The following is a 15,964-nucleotide window of genomic DNA, read 5'->3' as shown; positions in this document are numbered from 1 at the left end:
TGTCTAGAACTTTTTTTCTAGCGCATGTCTGACTAAAAATCGCGCAAGCGGTCAAACAAGGCATACAGCGCCGCCACATCCGGCAGCGGCACTTGCGCCAGCACCTGCTCCAGCGCCACATAGATTTCATCGCGCTCCACCGTTTCGATTACGCTGGAACGCCGCTCGATCTGGTTGAACACGCCGACATAGGCGGTGACCATCTCCTGCGCCACGGCTTGCGCCGTCCCGGCATCGTTCGCGCCGTCGAGCGTGCGCGCCGTGGCCAGCAGCTTTTTATACGCCTGCGCGGCTTTTTTGGCATACGCCGCCGCAATGTGCGCGCGGCCATCCCAGTCGCGGAACGGATTGTCCAGGTTTTCCGCCAGCCATTCCGGCTTGCGCGGCCGCGTCACCGACAGGTCCAGACCCAGCACCGCCGCCTTTTTATAACTGGCCTTGATGGCCTTGGCGGCGTCGGCCGGCAGGCTGGTCAGGCACAGGCTGGACAAGGCCGGCAACTGCGCCGGCACGGGGAAGTCGTCGGCACCGTAGCCGAACAGTTCATACGCGGTGAAGGAGCGCAAACGGTCCAGTCTGGCGATGCTGGCCACGTTTGACGCCAGCCCCGGCTTGCCCCACACGGTCAGGTCCGTCAGCAAGGGGAAACGCTGCGCCACCATGTCGAAATCCACGGCCGGCATGGCGCTCAGCGACAGGCGCGCCAGCTGGTCGAGGCCGTGGAATGGCGTCAGGGCGCCGGAACACTGCAGGCGCAGGAAGCGCCCTGCATGCGGGTCGTCGATGCGCAGCGCGGACGACGGCGCGCCATTCAGTATCAGGGTGCTCAAACCCTCGTTCAGGCGCAGCGAGCGCAAGCCTGCGCCATGCACGACGAGACGGCTGACATTGCTGTTGCGCAAGTCGAGTTCGCTCTCCGTCGAGGATTGCCAGTGCACTTCGTTGATGATGGGGTTGCCGTTGATGTAGGCGGCCAGCGCCGCGCTGCCGTGGCGCGTCTCGATGGTCGTCAGGCAAGGCAGCTGGTCCAGTTCGGACAGGTCGCTGATCGCCTGCAGAATGTCGTCGCCGATGCGGCTCGTCTTCTGGCGCACGGCCTGGCCGCCGACCATCACTTCCTCGCTCGATGCCGCCTTGAAGCGCTGGCGCCGGGCAGGGTCGACCTGCTCCCAGCGGCGCTGGCGGTACACGCTGTCGCCCATGTGCCAGCCGCCGCTGTAGCTTTTCACTGCCGTCTCGACCAGCGGCGCGACATTGGCCACCAGGCTGTAGTGGCGCGGCACCGTCGCGCTGGCAAAGCTGTGGTCGTGGCGCTTGTTCCAGAAATAGTAATCGCACACCAGGGGGCGCATCGCCTGCACGGCGTGCGCATCGGGCAAGGTGTCGCCCGTCCAGTCCAGCTGCAAAATGGCGGCCAGCGGGGCGCTGCCGGACGCGGCATCGTCGATGGCCGTGACCTGGCAAGCCACATACTGCTGCAGCCTGTGCGAAAACACACTGTAGATATCTCCAACCTTGGCAAGCACGCTGATTTCCTTGTAGCAAACAATGAGGCCAGCACGATAGCAAAGATTGGCGGCGCGCGGCGTACGCACCGCCTGAGTGCCTGCCCTGGTCAATCCGCGTGCAGCTTGTGGTGCATGCGCCGCAAGCCCAGCCAGACGGCCGCCGCCACGAACGGCACCAGGGCGCCGACGAGGATTTCCGGATTCACGGGCAGCCCCATCACCTTGGCCGCCTTGCCCGTATAGCTGAACAGGCCGATCACGTAATACGAGATGGCGGCCACGGACAAGCCCTCCACCGCTTGCTGCAAGCGCAGTTGCTGGGCCGCGCGGGCGTTCATCGATTGCAGGATTTGCCGGTTTTGCAATTCCTGCACGATGCCCACGCGCGTGCGCAGCAAGTCGTTGGTGTTGGCAATGCGCTGCGCCATCGCTTCCTGGCGGCTGGACATCGCTTCGCACGTATTCATGGCGGGCGTCAAACGGCGGTCCATGAATTCCTCGACAGTGGGGATGCCCTCGATGCGCACTTCGCGCAACTCGTCGATGCGCGCCTTGACGAGGCCCATGTAGGCTTTCGAGGCGGAAAAACGGTAGCTATTGTCGAGCGACAGCTTTTCAATGCGGGCCGCCAGGCGCGTGATGCGGTCGAGCAATCCTTGCTCGGAGACGCCCTCGTCGCCGGCTCCCGGGGCATCGTCCGTATCGACCATGGCGGCGGCCAGGGTGGCCAGTTCGTTCTCGATGGCATTGAGCGATGGCGCCGCCTGCATGGCGTAGGGCAAGCCCAGTAAAGCCATCATGCGGTAGGTTTCGATTTCCAGCACGCGCTGCACCAATCGGCCCGACTGCTGCGAGCGCATGCCCGCGTCGCGGATGACGAAACGGCTGAAGCCGTCGGACTGGATGGTGAAATCCGTCCACAATTCGCCGCCCTGCAGCACCTTGCTGCCGGCCAGGGTATTGCCCTCGAACACGCGCGACAAGCCTTGCATGAAGATCTCGGCCGGCTCTGTTGCCTGCTCGAGCACCACGTGGGCGGCCACCATCAGCTTGCCCTTCAAGCCCACCAGCCATTGTTGCGGCAACTGTTCCAGGGGCATGCGCTCGAACGCCTGCTCCAGGGGCAAGGCGGTACCAAGATGTTCGGCGAAGGTAAACGTGGCAAATTCCGTGTGGCATTCCCATTTCAGGCGGAAGCGGCCAAAGTCGTAATAAAAATACTTGGCTTCGGCAGCGGGCGGCGTGACGCCGAAATGCGTACACAGGGCCGCCAGGGTAGCGTGCTGGGCCGCCATATTCGACGCACCGGGCGCCGCGCTGTCATCCTTGTAGACGGCCAGATGGGTGATCAGCTCGGGGGCGTCGAGCTGCAAGAACGGCCGCGAGTGGATTTCCGCAGCCAGCGGCACGCGCAAGGCGTGGTTCAAACTGGAGTTAATCAAGTGCATGATAGCCAAAGGTAAAGTTGCAAAACTGCTTAGACCCGCGCGCGTGCTGTGCTGTCCGCAGCGGGGGTCTGATTGTCACAGTGTAACAAAGCAGAATGCATGCCATCCTTTTCCTGGGCCCGTCATATTGTTTTAACAACCCCTGCCACGCCCTGCCCCGCCCCTTGCCGGCTGCCCAGCCACCAGAATGCGGCGGCCAGCACGACGGCCGAAGCCTGTCCCAGCGCCAGTTTGAATGCGCTGTCGAACAGCAACGGTGCGACAAAACCGGACACCAGCGCAAACACCAGCATTTGCACGAAGTTTTGCAGGGAGGCGGCCAGGCCCCGCATCTGCGGGAAGATATCGAGCGTCGACATGGTCATGCCCGGCAAGGCCAGCGACATGCCGAACGCGTACAGCATCACGGGCACGACGGCGAACGGGGTGCTGGCCGCAAACCAATGGTTGTAAGCAATATTGATCGCCCCCGTGACCGCCATGGCCAGCAAGCCCCAGCGCACCAGCACGGTGCTTTTCACCACGTGGGCCAGCTTGCCCGACAGCGCCGAGCCCAGCACCAGTCCCGCCACCATGGGGATGAACATCCAGCCAAACGCCGTTTCCGGCAGATGTAGCAACTCCAAAATAAAATGCGGGGCCGAGGCGATGTACAGGGCAAAGCCGCCAAAGGCGAAGGCCACGGCCAGCGAACGCAAGAGGAATGCCCGGTGGCGCAAGGCCAGCCAGTAATTGCGCGCGATGTTGCCTGGATGGAAAGGCTGACGTTGCTCGACAGCTAAACTTTCCGGCAAGCCTTTCAGGCAGGCGAGCGCCAGCAGCACGGTGACGGAAAAGGTGAACACGAACGTCGATTGCCAGCCGTAGGCCACGTGCAGCCAGCCGCCGATGATGGGGGCGATGGCGGGCGCGATGCCGAACACCATCATGATATTGGCCAGCATCTTTTGCGCGGCCGCGCCAGCTAGACTGTCGCGCACGATGGCTTGGCCGATCACCCTGCCCGCGCCGGCCGAGGCGCCCTGCATGCCGCGGAAGAACAGCAGCCAGCCAAAGCTGGGGGCGAAGGCGGCGCCGATGGAACCCACGGCAAAGATCAGCAAGGATGCCAGGATCACGGGACGGCGGCCGAACGAGTCGGACAAGGTGCCGTAGAACAAGGTCATGAAGGCATACGCGGCCAGGTAGACGCTCAGGGTCTGCTGCACCAGCACGCTGCTGACGTCGAAATGCGTGCCGATCGCGGGAAACGACGGCAGGAAGGTATCGGTGGCGAACGGGCCCAGCATGGCCAGCCCGGCCAGCACCAGGGTCAGGTTGCGCGCCTTCATGCGCCCGCCTGCACAGCATATTGACGGCGCAAGCCGTCGAGGGCCGCCAGCGAGAAGGCGGCAATATGACGGGCGATATCGGCAATACCCGCCTCGTCATAGGTGATCTCCGGCACCACCAGTTCATGCACGATGCGCGAACGGGCATAGAACACCACCTGGCCAATCACGCTGAACACGCATTTCTGCACCACGTCGTCCGGCATGGCCGGTCCCACCACGCCACGGATCAAGCCCGTAAACAGGGCGTGCTGCGGGCGCACATTGCGCTCGGCCAGCTTGTGGATGGCCGCCGTCGGCTCGATCAGCTCGCGCGCCACCAGCCGGCTGAACAAGGACGCCGGCCCCGGGCGCAGCATGTCGGACACGAGCGCTTCGATTGCCAGGCGCAACTGTTCCACGGGCGGCAACTGCGCCTGCGCGCTGGCGGCGGCCACGTCAGCAGCCGAGGCGCGCGCCAGTTCGCGTGCATGGTCGAAGGCGGCCAGATACAGCTCTTCCTTGCCATGAAAATAATAATTGACCATCGCCACGTTGACGTGGGCCGCCTCGCATATCCTGCGCACGGACGCGAGCTTGTAACCGTCGTCGGCAAACAGCTCCACCGCCGCCTGCAGGATGCGCGCGCGCGCCGGTTCGTTTTCTTTCTCTTCCGCCATGCCATTCCCATCATTTAAACAGCTGTTTAATATTGTGCGGAATTATATCAAACAACCGTTTAACTTTCAGATGGACGCAAAAAAGCCCGGCGTACCGGGCTTTTCAAGGGACAGCGGCAGGCTTAGTGTTTCATCGCCGGCATCGCAGCTGACGTCGAGGTGGCGCCCAGCGGACGGGCCACGGCATTGACTTCGATCGTTTGGCGGCGCTTGTCCTCGCCTTCGACGACCAGGGTCAGCGGGATCTTGTCGCCCGCCTTCACCTGCCCTTTCAGGTCCAGCAGCATCACGTGGTAGCCGCCCGGCTTCAGTTCGACGGCTTTACCGGCTGGCAAGGCGATTTCCTTGACCTGGCGCATGCGCATCATATTGTCCGCCATGCTCATTTCATGGATTTCCGCCACGCCCGCCACGGGCGAGCGCACTTCCAGCAGCCGCATGGCTTTTGGCGCCGTGATCTGCATGAAGGCGCCCGTGGCTTTTTGCTGCGGCACGGTGGCGCGCACCCACGGGTCGCTAATCTGCACGGACGTCTGTGCAGCGGCGGAGAAGGACAGCACGGTCAGGGCCGTGGCCAGCAGGGTTTTCAGATGGGTCATGATTATTCCTTTCGTGATAGTTACAAGGTGTATTTCGATTTCATCAGGGTCTTGATGTCCTGCACGCACTCATCGCCCGTCAACTGGTGCTTCAGGCCCAGGCGCATGCGCCCCTCGGTGTCGAGCACGTAGCTGATGGCCGTGTGGTCCATCGTGTACGAACTGCCGCTCGGCACGCGGCGGTAGAAGACCTTGTAGTTGAAGGCCGTCTGCGCCGTGTCCTTCGGGTCCGTGCGCAAGCCCAGGAAACTGGGGTCGAAGGCGCGCATGTACTCGCCCAGCAACTCGGGCGTGTCACGCTCGGGATCGATGCTGATGAAGATCACTTGCAGTTTATCGCCATCGGCGCCCAGTTTCTGGCGGATTTCCAGCGCGCGCGACAGGGCTGTCGGGCACACGTCCGGGCATTGCGTGAAGCCAAAGAAGACCATCACATACTTGCCCTTGAAATCGGCCAGGGTGTAGACCTTGCCGTCGGGGCCGCTCAACTTGAAGTCGGGTTTGTAATCGCCTCCCGTCAGGTCGAGGCCGTTGTAATGGGGTTTCGGCGCTTGTTCGCAAGCGGCAAGCGTGAGCAATCCCGCCGTGCCGGCGAGAAGGAAAAGACGACGTTTCATGGCATTCTGGCCCGATGGGCGTAGTGGAGACGGTTAAGACGTGGAAGGTATGACTGCTGCGTTCAGGCAGCCGAAGGCGGACCGCGCGGACTGGCGGCCAGCCACGCGAACGGCGCTTTGGGCGCCTGGTAAAACAATGGCGGATAGTGATCGTGGCCCGTGATGACGGCCAGCGGCGAGGATGAGGACGGCGGCAAACCCACGCTGCCCGCGTGGCTCATGCAGAACGGGCAATGCTCGATGTGGTGCAGCACGGAATCGGTGGTGGATCTGGCGGCTGGCGCCAGGTCCGCCTGCGTATAGACGGCGCCGCTGGCCGAACAGATTTCGACGGCGGCATTGTTCGCGTTCGCGTGCAACGAGGCAAACGCATACGACAGGGACGGCGACAGCGCATTGAGCAGTATCGCCAGGCAGGCGAACCACATATGCCACTGTTTGCGTTTCAATAAAGATCCCATGGCCCCGATTATAACGGAGTCTGGCTATCCGGGCGCCTGTCCCCGCAGGAACAGGCTGGGACGCACGCCCGCCACGTCCACGCAGGCATCGCAAAATGCGGGGATCGAGGCAAAGCCAGAGCCGGCCGCCACTTGCGCCAGGTCGCGCTCGCCGTCTTCCCCATCGGCGCCCGCTTGCGCCGCCGTGTGCAGCGCGTGCGCCAGACGCTGTTCGCGTACCAGGCTGAGCAATGCCTCGCCCTCGGCAAACAGGCGGGCACGCGCCTTGTGCGGCGTCACTTGCCACAGGGCCGCCAGGCGCGCCGCCGTCCATTTGCCTTGCGGCGTATCAAAGATATGCTGCGCCAGCGCCTGGCTCCAGCGCTTGCCGCCGCCGTGGCCGCCATCGGCTTCATCGCCTTCCAGCGCCAAGGTGAACACGGCAGGCTTGCCCCGCCCCGGCATCACGTCGCAGGCGAAGCGCAAGAACGCGGGCACGACGAAGCTGTCGCCGCTGGCCAGTTTCTTGGTGGCGATTTCATTATGCAAGGTGACAAAACCCTGGCGCACGGTGACGCGCAGCCGGAGCGGAAAGCGCAAGCCCAGCAAGTGCAGAGGATGATCGGAAACGAGTGCCATGCGTCAATTCAATCTCATAAGCCAGCCGCCAGCATGCCATACATCGCGCAAGCAGTCTGTCATCACAGCGACGCTACGCCATAACGGCGCAAGCCATCGAGGTCCACGACGCGGATCGACTGGTAGGCGATGCTGATCAGCTTGAGTTCGGCCAGATGGCCCAGCGCCTGGTTCACGCGCTGGCGCGAAATGCCGGTCAGCAAGCCGATTTCTTCCTGCGACAGCTCAAGCACGCTGGAGGTGCGCGGGTATAACATGGGGTGGAACAGTTGCGCGATCGCTTGCGCCACCTGCGCGTCGACGGCCAGCAGGCGCTGGTTCTGGATGGTGGCGATGAATTGCCCCATGCGCTCGTTCAGCTGGCGGATGACGAAGGCATTGAAGGAGAGGCTCTCGGCCAGCAGCAGATGAAACAGATCCACGGGCACGAGGATGATGCTCGATGCGCGCACGGCCACCACGTCGTAGCGGCGCAGTTCGCGCTTGAGCACGCTGCCCTCGCCGCTCCAGCCGCCGGCCGGCACGCCGGAAAACGTGGCGCCGCGCCCATCGGCATTGTAGACGGCCAGCTTGATCAAGCCCGTGTGTACGCCGATCCAGTGCGCCGACGGTTCGCCGCGCCGCGTGATGAAGGCGCCCGCCTCGAAATGCCGGAGCACGCTGCCGGCGCGCAACAGGGTCTGATGCCGCGCATCGAGGGCCGCGAACCAGTCGTGGCTGTCGAGTTCCGGCATTGCAAGTTCTACACTATCGTTGCTATCCATTCCATCCTTCAGACCTGTCACTAAGATGACAGTGATTTTCCAGCGCCGGTGCTATGCTAACCGGTATCAATCCCGAAACAGGGAGCTACAGAATTTTATTTAACAGGAGACAAGCATGACTGCTGATTTCAACACCGGCCTCGGCAAAAACAGCGCCAACTACGCGGCCCTCACCCCGCTCGACTATATCGCCAGGGCAGCCGCAGTATATGGCAATCGCCTGGCAATTGCACATGGCAGCCTGCGCCAGACATGGCGCGAAACGTATGCGCGCACGCGCCGCCTCGCCTCCGGCCTGATCAAGCTGGGCGTGGGCACGGGCGATACGGTCGCCGTGATGCTGCCGAACACGCCCGCCATGGTGGAAGCGAGCTTTGGCGTTCCCATGGCCGGCGCCGTCCTCAATGCGCTCAATATCCGCCTCGACCTGGCCTCCTTGACCTTCATGCTGCGCCACGGCCAGGCGAAAGTCTTGCTGGCCGACACGGAATTTGCCGAGCTGGCGCGCCAGATGGCAGCGCAGATTCCCGGCTTGCGCGTGATCCAGGTCAACGACGTGCTGGGACCGGAAGTGGATGCGTTTTCCGACCTCGACTATGAAGCCTTGCTGGCCAGCGGCGACCCCGATTACGACTGGCAGCCGCCGGCCGATGAATGGGACGCCATCGCATTGAACTACACGTCCGGCACCACGGGCGACCCGAAAGGCGTCGTCTACCATCACCGTGGCGCGGCCTTGAATGCCCTGTCGAACATCCTGGAATGGGACATGCCCAAGCATGCCGTCTACCTGTGGACCTTGCCGATGTTCCACTGCAATGGCTGGTGCTTTCCGTGGACCGTGGCCGCGCGCGCGGGCGTGAACGTGTGCCTGCGCAAGTTCGAACCGAAGCTCGTGTTCGACCTGATGCGCGAATTGCGCATCACCCACTATTGCGCGGCGCCCATCGTGCATGCGGCGCTGGCCAACGCGCCCGCCAACTGGCGCGAAGGAATCGACTGGACCGTGCGCGGCATGGTGGCCGGCGCGCCGCCGCCGGCGGCCATGGTGGCGAAGATCGAAGCCATGGGCTTTGACTTGATCCATTCGTATGGCTTGACGGAAGTGTACGGCCCCGCCGCCATCTGCGCCGAGCAGGACGAGTGGGCGGCCTTGAGCCAGGAAGAGCGGGCCGTATTGAAATCGCGCCAGGGAGTGCGCTACCACTTGCAAAGCGCCGTGGCCGTGCTGGACCCGGAAACCATGGAACCGGTGGCGGCCGATGGCGAACAGATTGGCGAGATCATGTTCCGTGGCAACATCTGCATGAAGGGTTATTTAAAGAATGAAAAGGCGACGCAGGAAGCGTTCGCGGGCGGCTGGTTCCACACGGGCGACCTCGGCGTGATGTATCCGGACGGCTACATCAAGCTGAAGGACCGCAGCAAGGACATCATCATCTCGGGCGGAGAGAACATTTCCAGCGTGGAAGTGGAAGATGCGCTGTACCACCACCCGCAAGTGCTGGCCGCCGCCGTCATCGCCCAGCCCGACGAGAAATGGGGCGAAACGCCGTGCGCCTTCGTCGAACTGCGCGAAGGGGCGACGGTGACGGAAGCGGAATTGATCGCCTTCTGCAAGAACAACCTGGCGGGCTTCAAGGTGCCGAAAGCCATTTATTTCGGCCCCCTGCCCCGCACATCGACGGGCAAGATCCAGAAGTTCGAATTGCGCAAGCGCATGCATTCGGACAAGGCCATCGACGTCTAGACGCTTAATTGTCCTTGCCAGCCAGCCACGCCGGCTGCGCCACCGCCAGGCGCGCAAAGCTGGCGATGCTGGCCACGGCGGCAAATCCTGCCGCCAGGCACAGCGCATACGTCGTGCCCCGGCTGGCGGAAACGGTAAAACAATACGCGACCAGCGCCGCGCCCGTGGCCTGGCCGATCAGGCGCGACGTGGCCACCACGCCGCTGGCGCCGCCGGCCCGCTCGGGCGGCGCGCTGCCCATGATGGCTTTCAGATTGGGCGCCTGGAAAAAGCCGAAACCGATGCCGCACAAGGCCATGCGCCAGCCGATGTCGAACGCACTCGGATGCGCCGGTATCCACACCAGTGTCAGCAAGCCGCCCGCCAGCGCCGCCAGGCCGATGCCGCCCAGCACCCCCGGCGAATAGCGGTCGCTCAGGCGCCCGGCCAAAGGCGCCATCACGGCCACCAGCACGGCCCACGGCGTCATCAAAAATCCCGTCTCGACGGGAGAGCGGCCCAGGGTCACTTCAAAATAGAATGGCAGCGAGACGAACGCCAGCCCCTGCGCGGCAAACGTGCAGATGGCCGTCAGCGACGACAGCAAGAACAGGGGGCGGCGGAACAGGTCGATCGGCAGCATGGGCGCCGCATGCCCGGCCTGGCGGCGCAGCAGCAACATAAAAAAGACCACCACGGCCACCAGTTCCGCCAGCAGGACGGCGCTGGACGCGTGATGGGCCGCATCGCCGAACAGCAAGATGAGCAAGCCGAAGGCGCCCACGTTGTACAGCGCCGTGCGCGCATCGAGCGTGTGGCCAGACAGTTTTGTCGCCGGCAGCATGCGGCTGGCCAGGAAAAAGCCGGCCACGCCCAGCGGCACGTTGATGGCGAACAGCCATGGCCACGACGCCGTCGCCAGGATCAGCGAGGCGGCCGTGGGCCCGATGGCGAACGCGACGGCCACCACCAGCGCATTGTTGCCGAACGCGCGGCCCAGCAAATGCTTGGGGTACAGGGCGCGCAGCAGCGCCGTGTTGACGCTCATCATGGCACTGGCGCCGACGCCCTGGAACAGGCGCGCCACCACCAGCGAGGGCAAGGACCAGGCCAGCGCGCAGGCGAGCGACGCCAAAGTAAACAGGAACATGCCGGAGATAAACACCCGCCGGTAGCCGGCGATTTCGCCAAGGGCGGAAAACGGCAGCAAGGTCGCCACCATGGCCAGCTGGTACACATTCACGATCCAGACGGAGGCGGCCGGTGTCGTGTGCAGCTCGCTGGCGATGGCCGGCAAGGCCGTGTTGGCGATCGCCGTGTCGAGCGAGGCCATGCCCACGCCGATGGCCAGCGCCAGCATGGCCCATAAACGGGCGCCGGGCGGCAAGCCGTCCTCGCCCACGAGGAAAGGCTGCGCCTTGTTTTTCTGCTTCATCATGTTGCCTGTTCGTCTAGCCCGTCCGGGGCGGCATACGGTGCCGCAGGCAAGACACTAGCATGGATGGATGGACTCTGCCGGGCAGGCCCGCCGATTTCACCCTACATCACTTCTGGCAGTCGATCACTTTAAAATCTTTCGAATAACAGATGCGCAACTCGCCCGAGTGCTTTTCATAGCCGAGCCAGCGGCCTTTCAGCTGCGGGTTGTGCTGCTTCATCCACTGGAACAGCGCGTTTTTCGGCATGGTGGAATCCGGCAACTTCAAGGCCTGGAACAGTTCGCGTTCCTTCTCGAAATACTGCTTGGCCGTATCGAAATCGCAGGCGCCATGCTTTTCCCATTCACCCTGCAGCAAGGCTTCGCCGGGCTGCATGCACATGTACGGCAGGATGTCCGACGGCGCCAGCTTCGGCAAATTGCCCTTGCAATAACGCGGATGCATCTCCGTCTTGCGCGGCGGCGTCACGGAAATGTCTTCGCACGTGCCCGGGTTATTCGACTGTGCCCACAAGCCATGCAGGATCCAGCCGAAGTGGTTGCTCTCGGCGCACTGGAAGGCGGCCTTCTTCGACACTGCGCCGCGGCGGCGCTGGCTGTCGCAAAAGCCTGGCGACCACGACAGCGCCAGCATGAAGTAATCGGTGGGCACGTTCGTGCTTTGCTTGTAGCAGGTGTTTTTCTCGTCCGACGGCTTGACGTCGTAGTCGTAATAACTGACGTTGCGCGGAATGGCGCACGTGGCGTCGGCTGAGTACGCGGCACCGGCGGACAGGCTGAGGAAAACGGCGGCCAAGGCAGGCAGGATAGAGCGAATTTTCATCGTATTTCCTTCAAGATATAAAAACGCCGGCAACTGGGTGCCGGCGCGGTAGTGAAATTACACCATCAACTTAGCAGACGGTATGCATCCAGCCGTGCGTATCCGGTGCCGTGCCATGCTGCAAGCCCAGCAGCGCTTCGCGCAGGGCCAGGGTGACGGCGCCGTTTTCATTGTTGTTGATGGTCATTTCAAAGCCATTGGCCTTGGCCACGCCCACGGGCGTGATGACGGCTGCCGTGCCGCAGGCGAACACTTCGGTCATGCGGCCCGAGGCGATGTCGTCGCGCCATTGCTGGACGGACAATTTACGCTCTTCCGTCGCATAGCCGAGGTCTTTCGCCATTTCCAGCAGGCTGCGGCGGGTGATGCCTGGCAACAAGGTGCCCGTCAATTCCGGCGTCACGACGGTGACTTTCTCTCCATCCTTGTAGACGAAGAACAGATTCATGCCGCCCATTTCCTCGATGAACTCGCGGTGCACGGCGTCGAGCCACACGACCTGGTCGCAGCCCTTTTCTTGCGCTTGCGACTGGGCCATCAGGCTGGCCGCGTAATTGCCCGCGCACTTGGCTTCGCCCGTGCCGCCCGGCGCGGCGCGCACGAAGTCTTCGCTGATCCACACGGTGACGGGTTTCACGCCTTTCGGGAAGTAGGCGCCGGCCGGCGAGGCGAACAGCACGAACAGGTATTCTTCCGATGGACGCACGCCCAGGTAGGGGTCGGTGGCGATCATCAGCGGACGCATGTACAGGCTCTCGCCCGTGTTCTTCGGCACCCAGTTACGGTCTTGCGCGATCAGCGCATCGCCCGCTTCCAGGAACAGCTCGACGGGAATGGCCGGCATGGCCAGGCGCGCGGCGCTGCGGTTGAAGCGCTCGGCATTTTGTTCCGGGCGGAAAGTCTTGATGCTGCCATCGGGCTGGGCAAACGCCTTATAACCTTCAAAGATGGCCTGGCCGTAGTGCAGCGACGAGGCGGACGGGTCCAGCGTCAAAGGGCCGTAGGCCTTCAGTTCGCCCTGCTGCCACTTGCCGTCGCGGTAAGGAATCACCACCATGTGATCCGTGAAGATGCGGCCGAAAGCGGGATTGACCATGCGCGCGGCGCGCTCGGCATCGGACAGGGGGTGGGCGGATGGGGTGACGACGAGATTCGGTGTGGAAGTGGTCATGGCAGCAATGGGAACTAGTGAACAGTATCCCTATTGTAGCGCCTCCAGCGCCCGATCAGGCAAACGAGAATGGCCACCGCCCCGCGACAACAGGGAGCCATCATTTGCGAATGATTCTCGTTTGCGTTACTATGTCAATCCTCCTTCTTCCCCGCCATGCCTGACGCCCCGCATGGCGGCGCTATCGAAAGCCGCTTCATGACGACCTCCTCCCTTCCACACCCCCTGCCGCGCGCCGGCGCCGACGATGCGACGCAGACTCGTCAGCTTGCCGTCCCACAACAACGGCGCTGGCACTGGAATTGGAAGCAGGTATGGTTTCAATTGCACTGGTTTATCGGCATCACGGCCGGCACGGTGCTGGTGATCATCGGCCTGAGCGGCGCCACCCTGGCCTTCAAGGATGAATTGCTCGACGTTATGAACCCCGGCGTGCGCCATGTCCCCGTGGAAACGCGCGCACCGCTGACGCCGGCCCAACTGAGCAGCATTGCCGCAGCCGAACACGGCCAGCGCGTGGCATCGGTCACCATGTATGCGCAGGCGGGCGCGGCGCCACGCCTGTTTTTCGCGCCAAAGAACGGCCAGCGGCGCGGCGAGTCCGTTTATCTGCACCCGTACACGGGCGCGACCCAGCCCGCGCTGGCGGGCGCGGCATTTTTCGAATGGACGGAATCCTTGCACCGCTGGCTGCTGCTGCCGCGCGATCCGGGCCGGCAAGTGGCGGGCGCGCTGGCCCTGTGCCTGCTGGGCCTGGCACTGTCCGGCCTGTACCTGCGCTGGCCCCGCCGTCCGCTGGACTGGCGCACCTGGCTGACCTTCGACCCTGCATTAAAAGGCCGCTCCTTTTTGTGGAATCTGCACGCCGTGGCCGGCACCTGGTGCCTGGTCGTCTATGTGGCGCTGACCCTGACGGGCATCTACTGGAGCTATGATGTGGTGCGCGACAATATCGACGCCTGGGCCGGCAAGCCCCCGCGCACGGCGCAGGCGCCCGGCAAGAAAGGGGTGCCGCAGGAGCCATCGCCTGTCGCCGACATCGGCCTGGCCTGGAGCGTTTTCCAGCAGCATGCCCCCGGCTGGACCCTGGCCACGGTGCGTCTGCCCGTGCGCCCCGGCGAAGCCGTGCAATTCACGTGGCTGGCCGGCGATGCGCCGCACGAACGGGCGCGCAGCCGCATGAGTATTGCGCCGGCCGACGGCACGGTCACGGAAAACGAACCGTACAGCCAGCAGGCGCTGGGGCAGCGCCTCGTCAACATCATTTATCCGCTGCACATGGGCACGTATTTCGGCTTGCCCGGCCGCATCATCGTCACCCTGGCCAGCCTGGGCCTGCCCCTGTTCGCCATCACGGGCTGGATGCTGTACCTGGGCCGCCGCAAGGCCAAGCGGGCTGTGCAAGCGCAGCGCGCGCTGCTGGGCGCCGGCGCGCCGGGCAAGACGGACACAGGTTTACCGACCCTGGTGGCCTACGCCAGCCAGTCGGGACAGGCCGAGCGCCTGGCCCTGGAAAGCGCGCGCGCCTTGCAGCAGGCCGGCGTGGCCGTCGACGTGCAGTCGCTGGACCGTTTCGATCCCGCGCAATTGCGCCAGTACGAACGGGCCCTGATCGTCGCCAGCACCTTTGGCGAAGGCGAGGCGCCGGACCGCACGCGCCGCTTCGCGCGCCTGCTGCAACAAACGGCGGGCACGCCGCTGGCGGGCCTGGAATTCGGCATGCTGGCCCTGGGCGACCGCCATTACGGCGCCTTCTGCGGCTTTGGCCATGCGCTGGCGCAACAATTGCAAGCACTGGGCGCCACGCCCATGTTCCCGCTGATCGAAGTGGACAAGCATGACCCCGCCGCCCTGGCCGCCTGGTCGCAAGCGCTGGCCAGCTGTAGCGGCAGCGCCATCGACGCCATCGGCGTACAGGAAGAAGCGTCGTACGCCGAATGGCGCCTGACGCGCCGCGTGCTGCTGAACCCGGGCAGCCTGGGCGGCGAACTGCATGAAATCACCTTGACGGGCCCCGCCGATGCTGACTGGGAAGCGGGCGCGCTGGCGGAAATCATCGCCTGCAACGCGGATGGCAGCGAGGGCGACGCGCAAAGTGCCCAGCATGCGCCGCGCAGCTATTCGCTCGCTTCGCTGCCATCCGATGGCGAACTGCAATTGCTGGTGCGCCAGGAGCGCCACGCGGGCGGCACAAACGACGGGTACGGTCTCTGTTCCGGCTGGCTCACGCGCTTCGCCCCGACAGGCAGCCCCATCCGCCTGCGCCTGCAAGCCAATCCCGCCTTCGCGCCCGCCCTGGTCGACGTGCCCTGCATTTATATCGGCAATGGTTCCGGCCTGGCAGGCCTGCGGTCGCACCTGCGCGCGCGCCAGCGGGCGGGGCTGGCCCGTAACTGGCTACTGTTCGGCGAGCGCCAGCAAGCTGTTGACAGCGTCTGCGGCGCAGAGTTGCAAGGCTGGCTGGACGCTGGCCACCTGGCGCGCCTGGACCGTGTCTTTTCGCGCGACGGCAACGAGGGCGGCAAACGCGAATACGTGCAGGACCGCCTGCGCGCCAACGTCGGCGAGCTGCGCGATTGGCTGGCGCAAGGCGCCATCGTCTACGTGTGCGGCAGCCTGCAAGGCATGGCGGCGGGAATCGATGCTGTACTGCAAGAAGTGCTGGGACAGGACGGTCTCGACGCCCTGCTGGCGGCCGGGCGCTACCGCCGCGACGTGTATTGATCTGCCTCAGCACATTGCCAGCGCCGCCCGGCTATGTGGGCCGCCGCACGGTCAGCGCCGGCCATCGGACTACA

Annotated in this window: 14 protein-coding genes; 2 read left to right on the top strand and 12 right to left on the bottom strand. The window is 64.1% G+C overall.

Annotated features, from left to right (window positions below; translation table 11 throughout):
* Positions 1-32: 32 nt before the first annotated feature.
* From IGS60_RS16085 to IGS60_RS16045, 9 genes are all read right to left on the bottom strand, one after another.
* On the bottom strand, positions 33-1,526 hold the full coding sequence (locus tag IGS60_RS16085; RefSeq protein ID WP_230505474.1) for a hypothetical protein: 1,494 nt from the start codon (positions 1,524-1,526) through the stop codon (positions 33-35).
* 89 nt (positions 1,527-1,615) lie between these two features.
* Positions 1,616-2,956, bottom strand: a complete 1,341-nt coding sequence (locus IGS60_RS16080) for a DUF3422 family protein (protein WP_230505472.1) — start codon at positions 2,954-2,956, stop codon at positions 1,616-1,618.
* 122 nt (positions 2,957-3,078) lie between these two features.
* Complete coding sequence (locus tag IGS60_RS16075) at positions 3,079-4,287, bottom strand: multidrug effflux MFS transporter (protein WP_230505470.1); 1,209 nt, start codon at positions 4,285-4,287, stop codon at positions 3,079-3,081.
* Complete coding sequence (locus tag IGS60_RS16070; protein WP_230505468.1) at positions 4,284-4,946, bottom strand: CerR family C-terminal domain-containing protein; 663 nt, start codon at positions 4,944-4,946, stop codon at positions 4,284-4,286. The genes IGS60_RS16075 and IGS60_RS16070 overlap by 4 nt, the downstream gene beginning before the upstream one ends.
* 122 nt (positions 4,947-5,068) lie before the next feature.
* On the bottom strand, positions 5,069-5,545 hold the full coding sequence (locus tag IGS60_RS16065) for a copper chaperone PCu(A)C (RefSeq protein ID WP_230505465.1): 477 nt from the start codon (positions 5,543-5,545) through the stop codon (positions 5,069-5,071).
* A 20-nt stretch (positions 5,546-5,565) separates the two neighbouring features.
* Positions 5,566-6,162, bottom strand: coding sequence for an SCO family protein (locus IGS60_RS16060; RefSeq protein WP_070291700.1), 597 nt, complete (start codon positions 6,160-6,162; stop codon positions 5,566-5,568).
* A gap of 62 nt (positions 6,163-6,224) precedes the next feature.
* Positions 6,225-6,611, bottom strand: a complete 387-nt coding sequence (locus IGS60_RS16055; protein WP_230505463.1) for a DUF2946 domain-containing protein — start codon at positions 6,609-6,611, stop codon at positions 6,225-6,227.
* A gap of 36 nt (positions 6,612-6,647) precedes the next feature.
* The gene (locus tag IGS60_RS16050) at positions 6,648-7,241 is read right to left on the bottom strand and encodes an AraC family transcriptional regulator (protein WP_230505461.1); all 594 of its coding nucleotides are present in this window, start codon (positions 7,239-7,241) and stop codon (positions 6,648-6,650) included.
* A 62-nt stretch (positions 7,242-7,303) separates the two neighbouring features.
* Positions 7,304-7,975, bottom strand: a complete 672-nt coding sequence (locus IGS60_RS16045) for a Crp/Fnr family transcriptional regulator (RefSeq protein WP_230505613.1) — start codon at positions 7,973-7,975, stop codon at positions 7,304-7,306.
* Positions 7,976-8,120: 145 nt separating this feature from the next.
* Here IGS60_RS16045 and IGS60_RS16040 point away from each other — a divergent pair, with 145 nt between their 5' ends.
* Positions 8,121-9,755 (top strand): acyl-CoA synthetase, encoded by a 1,635-nt coding sequence (locus IGS60_RS16040; protein WP_070310911.1) that lies wholly within the window; start codon positions 8,121-8,123, stop codon positions 9,753-9,755.
* 4 nt (positions 9,756-9,759) lie between these two features.
* Here IGS60_RS16040 and IGS60_RS16035 read toward each other — a convergent pair whose 3' ends face one another.
* From IGS60_RS16035 to IGS60_RS16025, 3 genes are all read right to left on the bottom strand, one after another.
* Positions 9,760-11,172 (bottom strand): MFS transporter, encoded by a 1,413-nt coding sequence (locus IGS60_RS16035; protein ID WP_230505459.1) that lies wholly within the window; start codon positions 11,170-11,172, stop codon positions 9,760-9,762.
* A gap of 106 nt (positions 11,173-11,278) precedes the next feature.
* Positions 11,279-11,995 (bottom strand): hypothetical protein, encoded by a 717-nt coding sequence (locus IGS60_RS16030; RefSeq protein WP_230505456.1) that lies wholly within the window; start codon positions 11,993-11,995, stop codon positions 11,279-11,281.
* A 70-nt stretch (positions 11,996-12,065) separates the two neighbouring features.
* A complete protein-coding gene (locus tag IGS60_RS16025) occupies positions 12,066-13,166 on the bottom strand; it encodes a branched-chain amino acid aminotransferase (RefSeq protein ID WP_121669144.1) in 1,101 nt (366 codons plus the stop codon).
* A 198-nt stretch (positions 13,167-13,364) separates the two neighbouring features.
* Here IGS60_RS16025 and IGS60_RS16020 point away from each other — a divergent pair, with 198 nt between their 5' ends.
* On the top strand, positions 13,365-15,890 hold the full coding sequence (locus IGS60_RS16020; RefSeq protein WP_230505455.1) for a sulfite reductase flavoprotein subunit alpha: 2,526 nt from the start codon (positions 13,365-13,367) through the stop codon (positions 15,888-15,890).
* Positions 15,891-15,964 lie beyond the last annotated feature (74 nt).

This window comes from Janthinobacterium sp. FW305-128, assembly GCF_020858135.1.
GTDB lineage: Bacteria > Pseudomonadota > Gammaproteobacteria > Burkholderiales > Burkholderiaceae_D > Janthinobacterium.
This window is presented reverse-complemented; position numbering and strand designations above follow the sequence as displayed.